Annotated in this window: 16 protein-coding genes; 13 read left to right on the top strand and 3 right to left on the bottom strand. The window is 69.4% G+C overall.

All coding sequences use genetic code 11. The features are described 5' to 3' along the window. The first annotated feature begins 25 nt into the window (after nucleotides 1-25). The 4 genes from uvrB to ABZV38_RS04905 all read left to right on the top strand — a co-directional run bounded on the left by uvrB (nucleotide 26) and on the right by ABZV38_RS04905 (nucleotide 6,244). A complete protein-coding gene (gene uvrB / locus ABZV38_RS04920) occupies nucleotides 26-2,146 on the top strand; it encodes an excinuclease ABC subunit UvrB (RefSeq protein ID WP_356324583.1) in 2,121 nt (706 codons plus the stop codon). Nucleotides 2,147-2,278: 132 nt separating this feature from the next. Next, entirely contained in the window at nucleotides 2,279-2,857 is a 579-nt protein-coding gene (locus ABZV38_RS04915) for a TerD family protein (protein WP_356324581.1), read from the top strand. 168 nt (nucleotides 2,858-3,025) lie between these two features. Next, a complete protein-coding gene (locus tag ABZV38_RS04910; protein ID WP_356324579.1) occupies nucleotides 3,026-4,990 on the top strand; it encodes a TerD family protein in 1,965 nt (654 codons plus the stop codon). A 252-nt stretch (nucleotides 4,991-5,242) separates the two neighbouring features. Continuing rightward, a complete protein-coding gene (locus ABZV38_RS04905; RefSeq protein WP_356324577.1) occupies nucleotides 5,243-6,244 on the top strand; it encodes a TerC family protein in 1,002 nt (333 codons plus the stop codon). 38 nt (nucleotides 6,245-6,282) lie between these two features. Here the strand turns inward: ABZV38_RS04905 and ABZV38_RS04900 are convergent, their stop codons facing one another. Together ABZV38_RS04900 and ABZV38_RS04895 are read right to left on the bottom strand one after the other, a co-directional pair. Next, nucleotides 6,283-6,939, bottom strand: coding sequence for an MBL fold metallo-hydrolase (locus ABZV38_RS04900; protein WP_356324575.1), 657 nt, complete (start codon nucleotides 6,937-6,939; stop codon nucleotides 6,283-6,285). A gap of 10 nt (nucleotides 6,940-6,949) precedes the next feature. Beyond that, nucleotides 6,950-7,639, bottom strand: coding sequence for a maleylpyruvate isomerase family mycothiol-dependent enzyme (locus ABZV38_RS04895; protein WP_356324573.1), 690 nt, complete (start codon nucleotides 7,637-7,639; stop codon nucleotides 6,950-6,952). A 175-nt stretch (nucleotides 7,640-7,814) separates the two neighbouring features. On the opposite strand from ABZV38_RS04895, the gene uvrA reads away from it, so the two are divergent. Together uvrA and ABZV38_RS04885 are read left to right on the top strand one after the other, a co-directional pair. Beyond that, the gene (gene uvrA / locus ABZV38_RS04890) at nucleotides 7,815-10,838 is read left to right on the top strand and encodes an excinuclease ABC subunit UvrA (protein ID WP_356324571.1); all 3,024 of its coding nucleotides are present in this window, start codon (nucleotides 7,815-7,817) and stop codon (nucleotides 10,836-10,838) included. A 282-nt stretch (nucleotides 10,839-11,120) separates the two neighbouring features. Next, nucleotides 11,121-11,546: a Rieske (2Fe-2S) protein gene (locus ABZV38_RS04885; RefSeq protein WP_356324569.1), complete on the top strand. Its 426-nt coding sequence runs from the start codon at nucleotides 11,121-11,123 to the stop codon at nucleotides 11,544-11,546. Between the two features lie 44 nt (nucleotides 11,547-11,590). Here the strand turns inward: ABZV38_RS04885 and ABZV38_RS04880 are convergent, their stop codons facing one another. Continuing rightward, nucleotides 11,591-12,517, bottom strand: a complete 927-nt coding sequence (locus ABZV38_RS04880; protein ID WP_356324567.1) for a hypothetical protein — start codon at nucleotides 12,515-12,517, stop codon at nucleotides 11,591-11,593. A 294-nt stretch (nucleotides 12,518-12,811) separates the two neighbouring features. Between ABZV38_RS04880 and uvrC the strand changes: the two genes are divergently transcribed. From uvrC to tpiA, 7 genes are all read left to right on the top strand, one after another. Further along, on the top strand, nucleotides 12,812-14,848 hold the full coding sequence (gene uvrC / locus ABZV38_RS04875) for an excinuclease ABC subunit UvrC (protein ID WP_356324565.1): 2,037 nt from the start codon (nucleotides 12,812-12,814) through the stop codon (nucleotides 14,846-14,848). Then, a complete protein-coding gene (gene rapZ / locus ABZV38_RS04870; RefSeq protein WP_356324563.1) occupies nucleotides 14,845-15,849 on the top strand; it encodes an RNase adapter RapZ in 1,005 nt (334 codons plus the stop codon). Before uvrC ends, rapZ begins: the two co-directional genes overlap by 4 nt. Then, nucleotides 15,846-16,883 carry a uridine diphosphate-N-acetylglucosamine-binding protein YvcK gene (gene yvcK / locus ABZV38_RS04865; RefSeq protein WP_356324561.1) on the top strand — a complete coding sequence of 346 codons (1,038 nt, stop codon included), beginning with the start codon at nucleotides 15,846-15,848 and terminating at the stop codon, nucleotides 16,881-16,883. The genes rapZ and yvcK overlap by 4 nt, the downstream gene beginning before the upstream one ends. Then, entirely contained in the window at nucleotides 16,874-17,863 is a 990-nt protein-coding gene (gene whiA / locus ABZV38_RS04860; RefSeq protein WP_030919772.1) for a DNA-binding protein WhiA, read from the top strand. The genes yvcK and whiA overlap by 10 nt, the downstream gene beginning before the upstream one ends. A gap of 261 nt (nucleotides 17,864-18,124) precedes the next feature. After that, the gene (gene gap, locus ABZV38_RS04855; protein ID WP_356324559.1) at nucleotides 18,125-19,132 is read left to right on the top strand and encodes a type I glyceraldehyde-3-phosphate dehydrogenase; all 1,008 of its coding nucleotides are present in this window, start codon (nucleotides 18,125-18,127) and stop codon (nucleotides 19,130-19,132) included. Nucleotides 19,133-19,240: 108 nt separating this feature from the next. Then, complete coding sequence (locus ABZV38_RS04850) at nucleotides 19,241-20,452, top strand: phosphoglycerate kinase (protein ID WP_356324557.1); 1,212 nt, start codon at nucleotides 19,241-19,243, stop codon at nucleotides 20,450-20,452. Between the two features lie 6 nt (nucleotides 20,453-20,458). Next, nucleotides 20,459-21,235: a triose-phosphate isomerase gene (gene tpiA / locus ABZV38_RS04845; protein ID WP_356324555.1), complete on the top strand. Its 777-nt coding sequence runs from the start codon at nucleotides 20,459-20,461 to the stop codon at nucleotides 21,233-21,235. Nucleotides 21,236-21,269 lie beyond the last annotated feature (34 nt).

Raw genomic sequence — 21,269 nt, 5'->3', positions numbered from 1 at the left:
CAGTGGGTGGTCGTACGGTGGTTCCATGCGGCCCGTTTCGAAGATCGAACGTTCGGTGGCGCCTTTCGAGGTCGTCAGTCCCTACCAGCCCAACGGCGACCAGCCCGCGGCCATCGCCGAGCTGGAGCGGCGCATCCGGGCAGGTGAGAAGGATGTCGTGCTGCTCGGCGCGACCGGCACCGGGAAGTCGGCGACCACCGCCTGGATGATCGAAAAGCTGCAGCGCCCCACCCTGGTGATGGCGCCGAACAAGACCCTCGCGGCCCAGCTGGCGAACGAGTTCCGCGAACTGCTCCCCAACAACGCCGTCGAGTACTTTGTCTCGTACTACGACTACTACCAGCCCGAGGCGTACATTCCGCAGTCGGACACGTACATCGAGAAGGATTCGTCGATCAACGACGAGGTCGAGCGGCTGCGCCACTCCGCGACGAATTCGCTGCTCACCCGCCGCGACGTGATCGTGGTCGCCTCGGTCTCCTGCATCTACGGCCTCGGTACGCCACAGGAGTACGTGGACCGCATGGTCCCGCTCAAGGTGGGCGACGAGATCGACCGCGACCAGCTGCTGCGCCGCTTCGTAGAGATCCAGTACACCCGCAACGACATTGCGTTCACCCGGGGCACCTTCCGGGTGCGCGGCGACACCATCGAGATCTTCCCGGTCTACGAGGAGCTCGCCGTCCGCATCGAGATGTTCGGCGACGAGATCGAGGCGCTCTCCACCCTCCATCCGCTCACCGGCGAGGTCATGAGCGAGGACAGCGAGCTCTATGTCTTCCCCGCCAGCCACTACGTGGCGGGACCCGAGCGCATGGAGAAGGCGGTCAACGGCATCGAGCAGGAGCTGGAGCAGCGCCTCGCCGAGCTGGACAAGCAGGGCAAGCTGCTGGAGGCCCAGCGGCTGAGGATGCGCACCACGTACGACATCGAGATGATGCGCCAGATCGGCACCTGCTCCGGCATCGAGAACTACTCGATGCACATGGACGGCCGCGATCGCGGCACCGCCCCCAACACCCTCCTCGACTACTTCCCCGAGGACTTCCTGCTCGTCATCGACGAGTCGCATGTCACCGTGCCGCAGATCGGCGCGATGTACGAGGGCGACGCCTCCCGCAAGCGCAACCTCGTCGACCACGGCTTCCGGCTGCCGTCCGCTCTCGACAACCGTCCCCTGAGGTGGGAGGAGTTCGTGGAGCGGATCGGCCAGACCGTCTATCTTTCCGCCACCCCGGGCAAGTACGAGCTGTCCCGCGGCGACGGATTCGTGGAGCAGATCATCCGCCCCACCGGCCTCGTCGACCCGGAAGTCGTCGTCAAGCCCACCGAGGGCCAGATCGACGATTTGGTGCACGAGATCCGCAAGCGCACCGAGAAGGACGAACGAGTCCTGGTCACCACCCTCACCAAGAAGATGTCCGAGGACCTCACCGACTACTTCCTGGAGCTGGGCATCCAGGTCCGCTATCTGCACAGCGACGTCGACACGCTGCGCCGCATCGAGCTGCTGCGCGAACTGCGCGCCGGTGAGTACGACGTACTGGTCGGGATCAACCTCCTGCGCGAGGGGCTCGACCTGCCCGAGGTGTCCCTGGTGGCCATCCTCGATGCCGACAAGGAGGGCTTCCTGCGCTCCGGGACGTCCCTCATCCAGACCATCGGCCGCGCGGCCCGCAATGTGTCCGGCCAGGTCCATATGTACGCGGACAAGATCACCCCGGCGATGGAGAAGGCCATCGACGAGACCAACCGCCGCCGGGAGAAGCAGATCGCCTACAACACCGAGCGCGGGATCGATCCGCAGCCGCTGCGCAAGAAGATCAACGACATCGTCGCGACGATCGCCCGCGAGGAGATCGACACCGAGGAACTGCTCGGCACCGGCTACCGCCAGACGAAGGGCGTCAAGGCCCCGGTGCCCGCGCTCGGCGGCAAGGCGGGCAAGGCGGCCGGAGCCAAGAAGGCCGGCGCGGTGGTCACCGACCGGCCCGCGACCGAGCTCGCCGGGATCATCGAGGAGATGACCGACCGGATGCGGGCAGCCGCCGCGGACCTGCAGTTCGAGGTGGCCGCCCGACTGCGCGACGAGGTCGGAGAGTTGAAGAAGGAGCTGCGCCACATGCGCGAGGCGGGCCTCGGCTGACCTGTCGTACCGGCGTGTGTTGCAGGACCGACACAAAAACGGTCCAAGGCTGCTGCGCCTTCGGCGTGACTGCGTAGGGTGCTGGGAAACCGCGCACGGACGGTTGCGGGGCAAGGGGAGAGGGGACAGCGCGTGACGGTCAACATGACCAAGGGTCAGGCCATCAGCCTGCAGAAGAGCGACGGGGGGACCCTGACCGCGGTACGGATGGGACTCGGCTGGCAGGCGGCGCCGCGCCGCGGTCTGTTCGGCTCACGCACGCGGGAGATCGACCTGGACGCGTCGGCGGTGCTGTTCGCCGACAAGCAGCCGGTCGACGTGGTCTTCTTCCGCCACCTCGTCAGTGACGACGGGTCGATCAAGCACACCGGTGACAACCTGGTCGGCGGTGCCGGTTCGGGCGGCGACGACGAGGCGATCCTTGTCGACCTGCAGCGGGTGCCGGTCCACATCGACCAGATCGTCTTCACGGTGAACTCCTTCACCGGCCAGACGTTCCAGGAGGTGCAGAACGCCTTCTGCCGCATCGTCGACGAGACCAACGGCCAGGAGCTCGCCCGCTACACGCTCGACGGCGGCGGTCAGTACACCGCGCAGATCATGGCCAAGGTGCACCGCGTCGGCGCAGGGTGGCAGATGACGGCCCTCGGCAACCCGGCCAACGGCCGCACGTTCCAGGACCTGATGCCGGCGATCCTGCCGCACCTGTAGGCACGGCCGGGCCGATCGGGTCCGTATCGGTATGTGCAGCTCCCGGAGGCATCGGCCGCCGGGAGCTGCAGCACATGCACCGCACCGCACCACATGGCGCGGCATCGCGCGGCACGGCGGATCGTGGCGGCGGACCGCGCATCATCAACGCGTCGAGGGGACAGGGCAATGACGGCCGAGCTGGTCCGGGGGCAGAACCACACCTTGCCCCAGACCCGTCTGGAGATCCGGGTATCGGCCGGTGCGCCCGTCGTGGCCGGTGCCACGCTCGGCGACGAGCAGGGCACCGTGCACGGCATCGAGTGGATCGCCCACCCGGGCTCGCCCCAGCTGCCCGGACTCGAAGTGTCCAAGCAGGCCGCCGCCGAGCACCGGCTGGCCGTCGACCTCGATGCCGTGCCTGCCGCGGTGCACCGCGTCACCGTGCTGCTGGCCCTGCCCATGGAGGCCGGTGGCCCGGTCACGTTCGGCGCGGTCGCCGCGCCCTTCGTCGCCGTCACCGGCCTCGATGGCGCCGAGATCGCCACCTTCACCCTCACCGGCCTGGACGCGGAGTCCGCGGTCGCCGCCCTGGAGCTCTACCGTCGGCAGGGCGCCTGGAAGGTCCGTGCGGTCGGCCAGGGATATGCGGGCGGCCTCGCCGCGATGCTCGCCGACCAGGGGGTGACCGGAGCGGCGGAGCTGGCCCGGTCGATCCAAGAGGCGGTCGCCCGGGGCATGGCCCGCTCGGTGGCGCCGCCCCCGCCCCGCACCCCGGAGGGGGACCGGGTCCGCCACACCGCGGCCATCGGCGATCCGGCGCCGCCCGTCACCCCGTCGGCCGACCCCGCGCCCTCCCGGCCCGCAGCCGCCACGGGCCCCACCGCGGGCGGCCCCACCACAGGACCGAGCGCGGGCCCCGCCATGGGTCCCATCAACTACGCGCACCCACGCCGCCAGGCGACCGCGCCCCCGCCGCCCCCGCCCACCGCACCGCCCGCCGAACCTGGCCGGCCCGCGCAGCCCGTCGCCGGGGACGCGACCGGCTGGTCCATGGAGGAGCGCCTCTACAACCAGGTCTGGGGCATGTTCGAGGACCTGGCCCGCACCACCGCCGCGTACCGCAGCGCCGTCGACTTCGCCGAGTCCCGCATGGAGCAGGAGCTGGACCGGGCCCTGTCCGACCCGCGCAACAGGATCGGCGGGGCGGGCGACCGGGCCCGCGAGGAGGCGCGCGCCAAGCGCGACCAGCTGACCGACCGGGCCCGTGAGGCGCTCGACCGCGATCTCGCGCAGCTCGCCGCCGAGTCGGCCGTCGTCGAGCCCGCGCTCCCCGCCGCGTTCGCGGGCTGGGACAATCCCGTCTGGCACGCCTACCGCGTCCCTATGGAGATCCCCATGGCCCTGCGGATCGGCGACCTCCATCTGCCCGAGAGCCCCGATCTGCGCATCCCCTTGCTCGTACGGCTGCCGCTGGAGCGCGGCATCTGGGTCGACAGCGGGCGTACGGCGTCCGAAGCCGCGGCTCTGACCGATCCGGACCGGCTCCGCCGCCTCGCCATGGACAACGCGGTCGCGCACGCCGCCCGGCTGCTCGCCGTCTACCCCGCGGGCGAGTTCTCCGTCCATGTCATCGACCCCGCGGGTTCGGCGGCGGCAGCACTCGCCCCTCTGGCGAACTCCGGGGTGCTCGCCGGGCCGCCCGCCGCCGGCACCCAGGGAGTGGCATCGGTCCTCGCCCGTCTCACGCGGCGGGTCGATCTGGTGCAGATGGCGATCCGGGCCGGCGCCGCCGACTCGCTTCCGCCGGACCTGGACACCGCCGAGCAGCTGCTGATCGTCAACGACTTCCCGCACGGCTTCGACGACCGGGCCGTCACCCAGCTGCGCTATCTGGCAGACGAGGGGCCCTCGGTCGGCGTCCATCTGCTGATGGTCGCGGACCGGGAGGACGCGAGCGCCTACGGACCGGTGCTCGATCCGCTGTGGCGGTCCCTGCTGCGGATCACCCCGGTCGCCGACGACCACCTGGCCGATCCCTGGGTCGGCCATGCCTGGACGTACGAGCCGCTGAGGACGCCGCCCGGCAGCCGGGTGCTGGAGCAGGTCCTCGCCCAGGTCGCCGCCGTCCGGCGCACCGGCCGACGCCCCTAGGGCAATGCCCCCTCAGGCGCTCCTGACCTGGTCTTTTGGGTGATCTTTGCCCTGGGCTTTACCTTTTCTTGGTGTTGCCTGTACTGTTCCTCGGACGGAGGGGAGTACTCCCATATGCGGCGTTCCCGTCAATACGGACTGTGACCGGTCCCGGGGCGTCGGCCCGTGGTGCGCATCCCGTGCGCCCGGGTGGAAGAGACCTCCGGCAGCGACGACGCTGATCAGTAGCCGTAGCGAACTGCCGGAGGCGCAGTGGACGTTTCAGGAACCCTCTGGGCGCTGACCATTCTTGGTCTGTCAGCCCTCATTGCCATCGACTTCTTCATCGGGCGCAAGCCCCATGACGTGACGACGAAGGAAGCCGGAATCTGGACGATCGTCTGGATCGTGCTGGCCGTGCTCTTCGGGCTCGGCCTGCTGGTCTTCGGCGAGAGTCAGGCGTCGGGCGAGTTCTTCGCCGGTTTCATCACCGAGAAGTCGCTCAGTGTCGACAACCTCTTCGTGTTCGTCCTGATCATGGCGAAGTTCTCGGTGCCCTCCCACCTTCAGCAGCGCGTGCTGCTCGTCGGTGTGCTGATCGCCCTGGTGCTGCGAGGGATCTTCATCGCCGCGGGCGCCGCGGTCATCGCCAACTTCTCGTGGGTCTTCTACATCTTCGGCGCGTTCCTGATCTACACCGCCTGGAAGCTCATCCAGGAGGCGCGGACCGACGAGGAGGAGGACGAGTTCGAGGAGAACCGTCTCCTCAAGTCGATCGAGCGCCGCTTCGGTGTCGCCGACAGGTACCACGGCACCAAGCTCTTCATCAGGAGCAACGGCAAGCGGGTCCTGACTCCGCTGATGGTCGTCATGCTCGCCATCGGCACCACCGATGTGCTGTTCGCGCTGGACTCCATCCCCGCGATCTTCGGCCTGACCCAGGACCCGTACATCGTCTTCACCGCCAACGCCTTCGCGCTGATGGGGCTGCGGCAGCTGTACTTCCTGATCGGCGGTCTGCTGAAGAAGCTGGTGCACCTCAGCTACGGGCTCTCGGTCATCCTCGGCTTCATCGGCGTCAAGCTGGTGCTGCACGCCCTGCACGAGTCCGGGGTGCATGTCCCCGAGATCTCGATCCCCTTCTCGCTCGGCTTCATCTGCGCGGTGCTCGTGATCACCACGATCACGAGCCTCATCGCCAACAAGAAGCAGGAGGCGGCCGAGGCCGCGGAGGCGGACCGGGCGACGGAGGAGAGTTCCAGCATCGACGCCTGATCCGGGCGGGGCGGGCGGCGGAGCCGCCCGCCCTTCCCTCACCAGCCGCGTGCGCGCCACTCGGGCAGCTGCGGCCGCTCGGCACCGAGCGTCGTGTCGTGGCCGTGGCCCGGATAGACCCAGGTCTCGTCGGGCAGCTTGTCGAAGAGTTTGGTCTCCACATCGTGGAGCAGGCTCGCGAACGCCTCGGGGTCCTTGTGCGTATTGCCGACCCCGCCAGGGAAGAGGCAGTCCCCGGTGAACAGGTGCGGAGCGCCGTGCGGGTCGTCGTAGACCAGCGCGATGGAGCCCGGGGTGTGGCCGACCAGATGGCGGACGGTCAGTGTGACCTGACCCACCCGGATCGTTCCGTTGTCGTCGACGAGGACATCGGTCGGGACCGGGATGCCCTCGGCGTCGTACTGTCCGGCGTAGGTACGCGCACCGGTGGCCGCCACCACCTCGGCCAGCGCCTGCCAGTGGTCGCCGTGCTGATGGGTGGTGACGACGGACGCGATGGAGTCGTCACCGATCAGCCGCAGCAGGGTCCCGGCGTCGTTGGCCGCGTCGATCAGGAGCTGCTCGCCGGTGGCCCGGCAGCGCAGCAGATAGGCGTTGTTGTTCATCGGGCCGACGGCGACCTTGGAGATCATCAGATCCGTCAACTCGTGTACATCCGCAGGTCCGCCGACCTTGACCGCTCCGCTGTACGTCATACGTCTCAGCCTATAGCGGGGGCAGTGCGGGGAGGGGGCCGCCGTCCACGGTGAGTGCGGACCCGTCTCGGCGCCCGGAGAGCCAGCCCAGCAGGTCCGGTGCCGTGCCACGGACCACGACAGGACGGCCTTCCGCGCCGCCGCCGGTGGTCCAGAACCGGCCGTTGTCTGCGGCCACACCCGTGGACACGACCTCCGGGTGCCGGCCGAACCGCTCCGCGAGGAAGTCGATCTCGCGGACCACGAACTCGTCCGGCAGGTCCTCCAGCTCATAGCCGATGCCCAGGTCGACATGGTGCAGCTCGAGCTCGATCCGGCGGCGGAAGGGGACGCGGGACGCCGAGTCCGTCACGCCGTTGCGCATCGTGATCGTGCGCGACCAGTCGGCCGGCTCGGCGGACGCGGCCACGAAGCGGGCCGCGCTCTCGCGCAGATCGGCCAGCTGTTCGGCGAGCGGCCGGGGTGCGTCGCGCTCGATGTCGCTATCGCGGGTTTCGCTGTCTGCGTACATCGGGCGGCCCTGGAGAACATTTACGAGCGCGTCGGCGTTACGAGAGAGGTGCGCAAGAACATGGCCCCGGCTCCAGCCGGGCAGCCGCGACGGCTCGGCGACTGTGATGTTGTCCAATGTGACCGTTGCGCTGAGGAGCCGATCGGTCGCTTCACGTACGGCTTCCAGGTCGTGCGCATGATCAATCATGGGGCCGAGCCTAGCGTCGCCACTCATTCGGGTGAAGGGGATATCGGACGTCCGTAAATCGAATGCGCGTGCTATACGCTCGGAGTCGAAAGCTTCGTACATCGCTGTGGCGCCCCCCATACCCTGGGACAGGGGCTCAGTTCCCCCGCTTCTCTCTAGAAAGGTGCGGACCGGCGTGGTCGACCGTCTCATCGTCCGTGGCGCTCGCGAGCACAACCTCAAGAACGTCTCGCTCGACCTCCCCCGCGACTCCCTCATCGTCTTCACCGGGCTCTCCGGGTCGGGCAAGTCATCGCTGGCGTTCGACACGATCTTCGCCGAGGGCCAGCGGCGCTACGTGGAGTCGCTCTCCTCGTACGCCCGGCAGTTCCTCGGCCAGATGGACAAGCCGGACGTCGACTTCATCGAGGGCCTGTCGCCCGCCGTTTCCATCGACCAGAAGTCGACTTCGCGCAACCCGCGGTCGACGGTCGGCACGATCACCGAGGTCTACGACTACCTCCGGCTGCTCTTCGCCCGGATCGGCAAGCCGCACTGCCCCGAATGCGGCCGGCCGATCTCCCGCCAGTCGCCGCAGGCCATCGTCGACAAGGTGCTTGCTCTGCCCGAGGGCAGCCGCTTCCAGGTGCTGTCGCCGCTGGTGCGCGAGCGCAAGGGCGAGTTCGTCGACCTCTTCGCCGATCTGCAGACCAAGGGCTACAGCAGGGCCCGGGTCGACGGCGAGACCATCCACCTTGCCGAGCCGCCCAAGCTCAAGAAGCAGGAGAAGCACACCATCGAGGTGGTCATCGACCGTCTCACGGTGAAGGACAGCGCCAAGCGCCGGCTGACCGACTCGGTCGAGACCGCGCTCGGTCTCGCCGGCGGCATGGTCGTGCTCGACTTCGTCGACCTCCCCGAGGACGACCCCGAGCGTGAGCGGATGTACTCCGAGCACCTCTACTGCCCGTACGACGACCTCTCCTTCGAGGAGCTGGAGCCGCGCTCCTTCTCCTTCAACTCGCCCTTCGGTGCCTGCCCCGACTGCACGGGTATCGGTACGCGGATGGAGGTCGACCCGGAGCTGATCGTCCCCGACGTGGAGAAGTCCCTCGACGAAGGCGCGATCCACCCCTGGTCGCACGGCCACACCAAGGAGTACTTCGGGCGGCTGATCGGTGCACTCGCCGACGCCCTCGGATTCCGTACGGACATCCCCTGGGCCGGGCTGCCGCAGCGCGCCAAGAAGGCACTGCTGCACGGCCACAAGATCCAGACCGAGGTCCGCTACCGCAACCGCTACGGGCGCGAGCGCGCGTGGACCACCCCCTCCTTCGAGGGTGCGGTGCAGTTCGTCAAGCGGCGGCATTCCGAGGCCGAGAGCGACTCCAGCCGGGAGCGCTTCGAGGGCTATATGCGTGAGGTGCCCTGCCCGACCTGTGAGGGCACGAGGCTGAAGCCGATCGTCCTCGCGGTGACGGTGATGGAGAAGTCCATCGCCCAGGTCTCCGCGATGTCGATCAGCGAGTGCGCCGAATTCCTCGGCCGGCTGAAGCTGAACGCCCGCGACAAGAAGATCGCCGAGCGGGTGCTGAAGGAGGTCAACGAGCGGCTGAGGTTCCTGGTCGACGTCGGCCTCGACTACCTCTCACTGAACCGCGCGGCAGGCACCCTGTCCGGCGGCGAGGCGCAGCGCATCCGGCTCGCCACCCAGATCGGCTCCGGCCTGGTCGGCGTGCTGTACGTGCTGGACGAGCCGTCCATCGGGCTGCACCAGCGCGACAACCACCGGCTGATCGAGACCCTGGTCCGCCTCCGCGACATGGGCAACACGCTCATCGTCGTCGAGCACGACGAGGACACCATCAAGGTCGCCGACTGGGTCGTCGACATCGGCCCCGGCGCCGGTGAGCACGGCGGCAAGGTGGTCCACTCCGGATCGTTCAAGGAACTGCTGGCCAACGACGAGTCGATCACCGGCCACTATCTGAACGGCAAGAAGTCCATCCCGATGCCGGACATCCGGCGTCCGGCCGACCCGGCCCGCCGGCTCACGGTGCGCGGAGCCCGGGAGAACAACCTCCAGGACATCGACGTCTCGTTCCCGCTCGGCGTGCTCACGGCGGTCACCGGTGTCTCGGGCTCAGGAAAGTCGACGCTGGTCAACGACATCCTCTACACCCACCTGGCGCGTGAGCTGAACGGCGCCAAGTCGGTCCCCGGTCGGCACACCCGGGTCGACGGCGACGATCTGGTCGACAAGGTGGTGCACGTCGACCAGTCGCCGATCGGCCGTACGCCCCGGTCCAACCCGGCGACGTACACCGGCGTCTTCGACCATGTCCGCAAGCTGTTCGCCGAGACGATGGAGGCGAAGGTGCGCGGCTATCTGCCGGGCCGCTTCTCCTTCAACGTCAAGGGCGGCCGCTGCGAGAACTGCTCCGGTGACGGCACGATCAAGATCGAGATGAACTTCCTGCCGGACGTGTACGTCCCGTGCGAGGTCTGCCACGGGGCGCGGTACAACCGGGAGACCCTGGAGGTCCACTACAAGGGCAAGTCCATCGCCGAGGTGCTGGACATGCCGATCGAGGAGGGCCTGGAATTCTTCGAGGCCGTCCCGACGATCGCCCGCCACCTCCGTACGCTCCACGAGGTGGGCCTCGGATACGTCAGGCTCGGCCAGTCCGCGCCGACGCTCTCCGGCGGTGAGGCGCAGCGCGTGAAGCTCGCGAGCGAGCTGCAGAAGCGCTCCACCGGCCGCACGGTCTACGTCCTGGACGAGCCGACCACCGGACTGCACTTCGAGGACATCAGCAAGCTCATCAAGGTGCTGTCCGGGCTGGTCGACAAGGGCAACTCGGTGATCGTCATCGAGCACAACCTCGATGTCATCAAGACCGCGGACTGGGTCATCGACATGGGCCCCGAGGGCGGCAACGGCGGCGGCCTGGTCATCGCCGAGGGCACGCCGGAGCAGGTCGCCACGGTCCCGGCGAGTCACACCGGCAAGTTCCTGCAGGGCGTCCTGGACGCGGACCGGGTGAGCGAGGCGGCGGTGCCGGCGGCGCGCAAGCCGGTAGGGAAGGCGGTGGCGAAGACGGTGGCCGCCAAGTCGTCCCCGGCGAGGAAGACGGCGACGGCGAAGACGGCTTCGGCAGCGGCGGCTGCGGCGAAGCAGCCGGCGGCGAAGAAGGCGACCCGCACACGCAAGGCCTGACCCGCACGACGCCGAGGCGGCGGTTCCCGGACGGGAGCCGCCGCCTCGCGCGTGGGGCTGTGACCAGGCGCGATCGTCCAGGACCGGCCCGGCCGCAAGGTCGTCCTTCTCCGCCGGTATCGTCGGTTCTGTCACCGATGCCTGGGGTGCCCCTGGTGCCCCTCGTATCCCCGGAGCCTCCTGGTACCCCGGTGCCCTGGTACCCCGGTGCCCCGGTGCCCCGGTACCCCGGCGCCTCCTCGACGCCCCTCGCCCTGCCCGCTCTCACCCCGTGGAGTCCGCATGTCCGGCCAGCCCGCCCGCCGTACCGTGCTGAAGGGTGCCGCTCTCGCCGGTGTCGCCGGACTGGGAGTGGCCGCCTGTTCGACCGAGTCGAAGCTCGGGCACGCCGAGACGCCCACCCCCACCGTCCCTGTCGAGCTCGGCGCCGCGGACGAGGTGCCGGTCGGCGGATCAAAGCTCTACCGCGAGCAGCGGGTCGTCGTCAGCTGCCTGGCCAAGGGCCAGTACAAGGCGTTCAGCGCCCAGTGCACCCACGCGGGCTGCCTGCTGGACAAGGTCGAGAAGAATGAGGGGAACTGCCCCTGCCACGGCAGCCGCTTCGACACCACGACCGGCGAGGCGGTGCACGGTCCGGCAACCGTGCCGCTGCCCTCCGTCCCGGTCAAGGTCGAGGGCGGAAAGCTGATGGCCGGTCCCGACGCCTGAGAACGCACGGTGCTCGACGCCGGGCCGCACGGCGACAGTGGTCGTCACTCCCAGTCCCAGTCGATGCCGACCAGGCCGGGCCGCACCCCCTGCTCCACCAGGTGCACGGTCCGGTGCCGGCCGGTGAGTGCGAGGTCCGTACGCCCGCCGCGCGGAGCTCCCACCGAAGTCTGGGCGAACCGCCGGCACCGTACCGGCAGCGCGTCCTCGTCGAAGCGCACCTGCAGCACGTACTGTCCGCCGCCGAAGCTGAAGCCGCGCACGTACTGGCCGCACGGCCCGCCCGTACCGTCGCCGAACCCATAGCCGAAGAGATACGTCTCACCCGCCCGCAGCCGGGTGTCGAACAGCAGCTCGGCGACGAGCACCCCCTCCTCCCGGTCCCAGCGGACCCGGCCCGTCCGGCAGTTCTCCCGGGCCGCCACCTCGATCCGCGCGGGGTCGCAGCCCGGATCGCCGCGGTACACGGCGAGATAACGGTCGATCCCGTCGCGGTGCGCGCGCACGACATGCTGCGAGTCCCGGCGCCGCAGCTCCCGGCCGGCTCCGATCCGTACCCGCTCCTGGTGCCCCACCGTGTGCAGCCCGCCGTCGGCCGGTGACCCCAGCGCGTCGAGCAGCCGCTCCACCGTGCCGGACGGCTCCATCAGGGAGCGGTACGAACGCGCGGCGGGTCGCTCGGCGTCCGCGCCGGCATCCCCGGCGCTGAGCAGCCGGAGCAGCGAGTTCCCCGGCAGTTCCAGTACCTCCTCCAGCGCCTTCACCGCCCGCAGGGACTCGGCACGCTGCGGGCGCCGGGCCCCCTGCTGCCAGTAACTCAGGCTGGTCACGCCGACCTTGACCCCGCGGTGCGCGAGATGGTGCTGCACTCGCTGGAGCGGCAGCCCGCGCACCGAGAAGGCGGTGCGCAGCGCCAGATGGAACGGGCCGGTGCGCAGCACCTGCGCCAGTTCGACCTCGGTGCGCTGCATGACGTGCCTCCAGTGAACGTTCACGGCACGGGGCGGGGAGACCGCGCCGGTGGGAGCGGGACGGCAGGTGGCCGGGGCCGGACGGTTCACGCATCCGTCACACCGTTCACACCGCGTTGTTCCCCCGCATTGAAGCGTGTTGACCCGTTCCCGACAACGGTTGCGGCTCCTTGAACGGTGACGGTGCCCGCTGATCCCGTGCTCCGGGGCGCGCTTCCTCACCCCCGCACCCGGGAGCACGGCACCACTCCGGGGGACACCGGACTGTCACCGCCCGCAAGTAGGGTGGGACACATGGCAGACCCCTCCAGCTACCGCCCCAAGCCGGGACAGATCCCCGACTCCCCGGGGGTCTACAAATTCCGCGACGAGCACCGCCGGGTGATCTATGTCGGGAAGGCGAAGAGCCTGCGCCAGCGGCTGGCCAACTATTTCCAGGACCTGGCCGGTCTCCACCCGCGCACCCGCACCATGGTCACCACGGCGGCCTCCGTCGAGTGGACCGTTGTCGCCACCGAGGTCGAGGCGCTGCAGCTGGAGTACTCCTGGATCAAGGAGTTCGACCCCCGTTTCAACGTCAAGTACCGCGACGACAAGAGCTATCCGTATCTCGCGGTCACGCTGAACGAGGAGTTCCCACGCGTCCAGGTCATGCGCGGCGCCAAGAAGAAGGGCGTGCGCTACTTCGGTCCGTACGGCCATGCCTGGGCGATCCGCGAGACCGTCGACCTGATGCTCCGGGTCTTTCCCGTCCGTACGTGCTCCGCCGGCGTCTTCAGGAACGCCGCGCGGACCGGCCGCCCCTGTCTCCTCGGCTACATCGGCAAGTGCTCGGCACCCTGCGTCGGCCGGATCACCCCCGAGGAGCACCGCGAACTGGCGGACGACTTCTGCGACTTCATGGCCGGCCGCACGGGCACGTACATCCGCCGCCTGGAGAAGGACATGATGGCGGCGGCCGAAGAGATGGAGTACGAGCGGGCGGCCCGGCTCCGGGACGACGTGGAGGCCCTCAAGCGGGCCATGGAGAAGAGCGCCGTCGTCCTCGCCGACGCCACCGACGCCGACCTGATCGCGGTCGCCGAGGACGAGCTCGAAGCCGCCGTGCAGATCTTCCACGTCCGCGGTGGCAGGGTGCGCGGCCAGCGCGGCTGGGTCACCGACAAGGTCGAGGCGGTCGACACCTCGGGCCTCGTCGAGCACGCCCTGCAGCAGCTGTACGGGGAGGAGACGGGCGACTCCGTCCCCAAGGAGGTCCTCGTCCCGGCCCTTCCGGAGGACCCCGAAGCGGTCTCCCAGTGGCTCGCCGGCCGCCGGGGCTCCCAGGTCAGCCTGCGCATCCCGCAGCGCGGCGACAAGAAGGACCTGATGGTGACGGTCCAGCGCAACGCGCAGCAGGCCCTGGGGCTGCACAAGACCAAGCGCGCCTCCGATCTGACGACCCGCTCCCGTGCCCTGGAGGAGATCGCCGAGGCGCTCGGCCTCGATACGGCTCCGCTGCGCATCGAATGCTTCGACATCTCCCATCTCCAGGGCGACGACGTGGTCGCGTCCATGGTCGTCTTCGAGGACGGCCTGGCCCGCAAGAGTGAGTACCGCCGCTTCCAGATCAAGGGCTTCGAGGGGCAGGACGACGTCCGCTCGATGCACGAGGTGATCGGCCGCCGTTTCAGGCGCTACCTCCAGGAGAAGGAGCGGACGGGGGAGTGGGAGGAGAGCCCGGCACCCTCCGGAGCCGTACCGGCCCCGGAGGCCGCCGCCGCGGACGGCGACCCCTTCGGCAACGAGCCCCGCGAGGACGACGGCCGCCCCAAGCGGTTCGCCTACCCGCCGCAGCTCGTCGTGGTGGACGGCGGCCAGCCGCAGGTCGCCGCGGCCAAGCGGGCCCTCGACGAGCTGGGGATCGACGACATCGCCGTCTGCGGCCTCGCCAAGCGTCTCGAAGAGGTCTGGCTGCCCGATGACGACGACCCCGTGGTCCTGCCCCGCTCCAGCGAGGGCCTCTACCTCCTGCAGCGCGTCCGTGACGAGGCCCACCGCTTCGCGATCACCTATCAGCGCGCCAAGCGGGCCAAGCGCATCCGCTCCAGTCCCCTGGACGCCGTCGCCGGCCTCGGCGAGACCCGGAAACAGGCGTTGATCAAGCATTTCGGCTCCGTGAAGAAGCTGAAGCAGGCGACAATCGACGAGATCTGCGAGGTTCCGGGGATAGGCCGCAGGACGGCGGAATCAGTGGCTGTCGCCCTCGCCTCGACCATCCCGGCCGCGCCCGCCGTGAATACGGCGACAGGAGAGATCATTGAAGAGGACGACGGGGGCAGCGCGACATGACTGAGCACGAGCAGGAACACGAACACGAGCAGGAGCGCGTGCACGACGGCACAGACCGCGTGCACGACAGCACGGACCGAGCAGACGGAGCAGGACACGTGAGTACGGGCACCACGACCGAGACGGGCGATGCCGCCGCGGCCATCCCCGAGCTGGTGATCATCTCCGGCATGTCTGGCGCCGGACGATCCACCGCCGCCAAGTGTCTGGAGGACCTCGGCTGGTTCGTCGTCGACAACCTGCCGCCCGCCCTGATCCCCACCATGGTGGAGCTCGGCGCCCGGTCCCAGGGCAATGTGGCCCGGATCGCCGTCGTCGTCGACGTGCGCGGCCGCCGCTTCTTCGACAACCTCCGGGAGTCCCTCGCCGACCTCGCGGCCAAGCACGTCACCCGGCGGATCGTCTTCCTGGAGTCCTCCGACGACGCCCTGGTCCGCCGCTTCGAATCGGTCCGGCGGCCGCACCCCCTCCAGGGCGACGGTCGCATCGTCGACGGCATCGCCGCCGAGCGCGACCTGCTGCGCGAGCTGCGCGGCGACGCCGACCTGGTGATCGACACCTCCAGCCTCAATGTGCACGAGCTGCGCGCCAAGATGGACGCCCAGTTCGCCGGCGACGAGGAGCCGGAGCTGCGCGCCACGGTGATGTCGTTCGGCTTCAAGTACGGCCTGCCGGTCGACGCGGACCTGGTGGCGGACTGCCGCTTCCTGCCCAACCCGCACTGGGTCCCCGAGCTGCGCCCGTTCACCGGTCTCAACGAGGAGGTGTCGGCGTACGTCTTCAACCAGCCGGGCGCCAAGGAGTTCCTCAACCAGTACACCGAGCTGCTCCAGCTGGTGGCCGCGGGCTACCGCCGCGAGGGCAAGCGCTATGTCACGATCGCCGTCGGCTGCACGGGCGGCAAGCACCGCTCCGTCGCGATGTCCGAGAAGCTGGCCGCCCGGCTCGCCGCCGAAGGGATCGAGACCGTCCTCGTCCACCGGGACATGGGGCGCGAGTGACCAGCCGCAATCTGCGCCTGCGGCGGCTGCGCAGAGCCACCTCCGCGCTCTCGGCCCGCAAGCGCGGCGCCCAGCAGCCCAAGGTCGTCGCGCTCGGCGGAGGCATGGGCCTGTCCGCGTCGCTCGCCGCACTGCGCCGGATCACCGGCGATCTCACCGCCGTGGTCACCGTCGCCGACGACGGCGGCTCCAGCGGCCGGCTCCGTGAGGAGCTCGGCGTCCTGCCGCCCGGCGACCTCCGCAAGGCGCTGGCCGCGCTCTGCGGCGACGACGACTGGGGCCAGACCTGGGCGCAGGTCATCCAGCACCGCTTCCAGTCCAAGGGCGATCTGCACGAGCACGCAGTCGGCAATCTACTGATCGTCGCCCTCTGGGAGCAGCTCGGCGACCATGTACAGGCCCTGGACCTGGTCGGCAAGCTCCTCGGCGCGCACGGCCGGGTGCTGCCCATGTCCGCCGTGCCGCTGGAGCTCCAGGCGCTCGTACGGGGCCATGACCCGGCCCGACCGGACGACGTGGACACGGTGCGCGGCCAGGCGACGGTGGCGCTGACCCCCGGTGAGGTGCAGTCCGTGCACCTCGTCCCGAACGACCCGCCGGCCGTCCCGGAGGCGGTCGAGGCGGTCCTCGACGCGGACTGGGTGGTGCTCGGCCCGGGATCCTGGTTCTCCTCGGTGATCCCGCATCTGCTCGTACCGGAACTGCTCGACGCGCTCGTCACGACGAGGGCCCGTAAGGTCCTCTCGCTCAACCTGGCACCACAGCCCGGCGAAACTGATGGCTTCTCTCCGCAGCGTCATTTGGAGGTTTTGGGACGACACGCCCCTAAACTCGCCCTGGACGTGGTGCTGGCCGACGAAGCCGCCGTGCCCGATCGCGAGTCCCTCGCCGATGCCGCCAAGCGGCTCGGCGCCGCGGTCGAGCTGGCGCCGGTGGCCTCACCCGACGGCGTTCCGATTCATGATCCGGAGCTGTTGGCTGCCGCGTACGACCGTATTTTTCGGATGCATGGAAGGATCGGCCCATGGCGATGACGCCAGCGGTGAAGGACGAAATCTCTCGGCTTCCCGTGACCCGGACCTGCTGCAGGAAGGCAGAGGTTTCGGCGATTCTTCGGTTCGCGGGCGGGCTGCACCTGGTGAGCGGCCGGATTGTGATCGAGGCGGAGCTGGACACCGCAATGGCGGCGCGCCGGCTGAAGCGGGACATTCTCGAAATTTTCGGGCACAGCTCCGAGCTGATCGTGATGGCCCCCGGCGGGCTGCGGCGCGGCTCCCGCTATGTCGTACGAGTGGTGGCGGGCGGCGACCAGTTGGCCCGCCAGACCGGGCTGGTGGACGGCCGCGGCCGGCCCATCCGCGGGCTGCCGCCGCAGGTGGTCTCGGGGGCCACCTGCGACGCCGAGGCCGCCTGGCGCGGTGCCTTCCTGGCCCATGGCTCGCTCACCGAGCCGGGCCGGTCCTCCTCGCTGGAGGTGACCTGCCCGGGTCCGGAGGCGGCGCTCGCACTGGTCGGAGCGGCCCGCAGGCTCTCCATCGCGGCGAAGGCCCGTGAGGTGCGCGGTGTGGACCGGGTGGTCGTCCGCGACGGCGACGCGATCGGCGCCCTGCTCACCCGGCTCGGCGCCCATGAGTCGGTGCTGGCCTGGGAGGAGCGGCGGATGCGCCGCGAGGTCCGGGCCACGGCCAACCGGCTCGCCAACTTCGACGACGCCAACCTGCGCCGCTCCGCACGGGCCGCGGTGGCCGCAGGCGCCCGGGTGGGGCGCGCCCTGGAGATCCTGGGCGAGGAGGTACCCGAGCACCTTGCGGCGGCCGGACGGCTGCGCATGGAGCACAAGCAGGCCTCTCTGGAGGAGCTGGGTGCGCTCGCCGACCCGCCGCTGACCAAGGACGCGGTCGCCGGCCGGATCCGCCGGCTGCTGGCCATGGCTGACAAGCGGGCCCAGGACCTCGGTATCCCGGGGACGGAGTCCACGCTCAGCGAGGAGCTCGCCGACGGCCTGGTGGGCTGACGTGAAACGACGGCGAAACCCGGCCGAAAGCGGAACGCGCCCCGTCGCCGCGGACGTTGACGCTCCGTAATCATCACTGCCTGTGCGGCCGAGTAACCGGAGGCCCGTACTCCTACCGAGGAGTACGGGCCTCCGCCGCGCTTCCGGGCCCGCTCGATGTCACTCCAGGGCCCACGGAGAGGTAGGGTCGGAGGCGGTCGGGGACATCCCATACAACTCGCCGGCGTCGAAACCCGGCGTACCTAACGAGGAGATCGGTTCGTGACGATCCGCGTAGGCATCAACGGCTTTGGCCGCATCGGTCGTAACTACTTCCGCGCGCTGCTGGAGCAGGGTGCGGACATCGAGATCGTGGCTGTCAACGACCTGGGTGACACTGCGACCACGGCTCACCTGCTGAAGTACGACACCATTCTGGGTCGTCTGAAGGCAGAGGTCAGCCACACCGCCGACAGCATCACTGTCGACGGTCACACCATCAAGGTGCTCTCCGAGCGCAACCCGGCCGACATCCCCTGGGGTGAGCTGGGCGTCGACATCGTCATCGAGTCGACCGGCATCTTCACCAAGAAGGCCGACGCCGAGAAGCACATCGCGGGCGGCGCCAAGAAGGTCCTCATCTCGGCTCCGGCCAAGGGCGAGGACATCACCGTCGTGATGGGCGTCAACGAGGAGAAGTACGACGCGGCCAACCACCACGTCATCTCCAACGCCTCCTGCACGACCAACTGCGTCGCGCCGATGGCCAAGGTTCTCGACGAGAACTTCGGCATCGTCAAGGGCCTCATGACGACGGTCCACGCGTACACGAACGACCAGCGCATCCTGGACTTCCCGCACTCCGACCTGCGTCGCGCCCGCGCCGCGGCGGAGAACATCATCCCGACCACGACCGGTGCCGCCAAGGCCACCGCTCTGGTGCTCCCGCAGCTCAGGGGCAAGCTCGACGGCATCGCGATGCGCGTCCCGGTCCCGACCGGTTCGGTCACCGACCTGGTCATCACGCTGGAGCGTGAGGTCACCCGCGACGAGGTCAACGCCGCCTTCCAGAAGGCCGCCGAGGAGGGCCCGCTCAAGGGCAAGCTGTTCTACACCGAGGACCCGATCGTGTCCTCGGACATCGTCTCGGACCCGGCCTCCTGCACCTTCGACTCCCTGCTGACCATGGCAGAGGGCACGCAGGTCAAGGTCATCGGCTGGTACGACAACGAGTGGGGCTACTCCAACCGCCTCGTCGACCTGACCGTGTTCGTCGGCAGCCAGCTCTGACCGTCGAATCGGCAGGCACCTCGATGTGAGCACGGGGCTCGAACAGCGCAACGAAGCGCCGTTCGAGCCCCGTTGCATGCTTCCTCGTCCTCCAAGGAGTCCAGCAAGATGAAGACCATCGACGAACTTCTCGCCGAAGGGGTCACCGGCAAGCGCGTATTCGTCCGCGCCGACCTCAACGTGCCGCTGAGCGGCACGACCATCACCGACGACGGCCGCATCCGCGCCGTCCAGCCGACCGTGGAGAAGCTTGCCGCGGCCGGGGCCCGGGTCATCGTCGCCTCGCACCTGGGCCGCCCCAAGGGCGCCCCGGACCCGGCCTTCTCCCTGGCCCCCGCCGCCGCCCGGCTCGGCGAGCTGATCGGCGCCGACGTGGCCTTCGCGACCGACACGGTCGGCGAGTCCGCCCGCGCCACGGTAGCCGCGCTCACCGACGGCAAGGTCGCCGTCATCGAGAATCTCCGCTTCAATCCCGGCGAGACGTCGAAGGACGACGCCGAGCGCGGCGCGTTCGCCGATCAGCTCGCCGAACTCGCCGATGTGTACGTGGGCGACGGCTTCGGAGCCGTCCACCGCAAGCACGCCTCGGTCTTCGACCTCCCGGCCCGGCTGCCGCACGCCGCGGGCGACCTGATTGCCACCGAGGTCGGCGTCCTGAAGAAGCTCACCGAGGACGTCGCGCGCCCCTACGCCGTCGTGCTGGGCGGCTCCAAGGTCTCCGACAAGCTCGGCGTCATCGACCACCTCCTGGAGCGGGCCGACCGCATCCTCATCGGCGGCGGCATGGCGTACACCTTCCTCAAGGCCCAGGGTCACGAGGTCGGAAGCTCCCTCCTGCAGGAGGACCAGATCCCGGCGGTGCTGGAGTATCTGAAGCGGGCCGAGGAGAAGGGCGTGGAGTTCGTGCTCCCCGTCGACGTCGTGGTCTCCGAGCAGTTCCCCGACCTCAAGACCAAGGCCCCGAGCCACCACACCACCGTGGCCGCGGATGCCATCCCGGCTGGCGTGATGGGTCTGGACAACGGACCCGAGACCAACAAGCTGTACGCCTCGAAGCTCGCAGACGCCGTCACCGTCTTCTGGAACGGCCCGATGGGCGTCTTCGAGCACCCCGACTACGCCGAGGGCACCCGGGCCGTCGCCCAGGCCCTCGTCGACTCCGAGGGCTTCAGCGTCGTCGGCGGTGGCGACTCCGCCGCGGCCGTCCGCATCCTGGGCTTCGACGAGAATGCATTCGGCCACATCTCGACCGGTGGCGGCGCCAGCCTCGAATACCTCGAGGGCAAGACGCTTCCCGGCCTCGCCGCACTGGAGGACTGACCTTTCATGAGCACCCGTACCCCGCTGATGGCGGGCAACTGGAAGATGAACCTCAACCACCTTGAGGCCATCGCGCATGTCCAGAAGCTCGCCTTCGCTCTGGCCGACAAGGACTACGACGCCGTCGAGGTCGCCGTCCTGCCGCCCTTCACCGACCTGCGCTCGGTGCAGACGCTGGTCGACGGCGACAAACTGAAGATCAAGTACGGCGCCCAGGACGTCTCGGCGCACGACCCCGGCGCGTACACCGGTGAGATCTCCGGCCCCATGCTCGCCAAGCTGAAGTGCACCTATGTGGCCATCGGCCACTCCGAGCGCCGCCAGTACCACCACGAGACCGACGAGATCGTCAACGCCAAGATCAAGGCCGCGTACAAGCACGGCCTCACCCCGATCCTGTGCGTCGGCGAGGAGGAGTCGGTCCGCGAGGAGGGCCGCCACGTCGCGCACACCCTCACGCAGGTGGACGGCGCGCTCAAGGACATCCCGGCCGAGCAGGCCGAGACCATCGTGATCGCGTACGAGCCGGTCTGGGCCATCGGGACCGGCAAGGTCTGCGGCGCCGACGACGCCCAGGAGGTCTGCGGGGCCATCCGCGGCCGGCTCGCCGAGCTGTATTCCCAGGAGCTGGCCGACGCGGTCCGCATCCAGTACGGCGGCTCGGTGAAGTCCGGGAATGTTGCGGAGATCATGGCAAAGCCCGACATCGACGGTGCGCTGATCGGTGGCGCCGCTCTCGACGCGGACGAATTCGTCAAGATCGTCCGCTTCCGCGACCAGTGAGTATGCGGTAGCGCGGATCCGTCGTACCCTTGCG

Origin of the sequence: Streptomyces sp. NPDC005181, from assembly GCF_040608395.1 — a bacterium.
Classification (GTDB): Bacteria; Actinomycetota; Actinomycetes; order Streptomycetales; family Streptomycetaceae; genus Streptomyces.
This window is presented reverse-complemented; position numbering and strand designations above follow the sequence as displayed.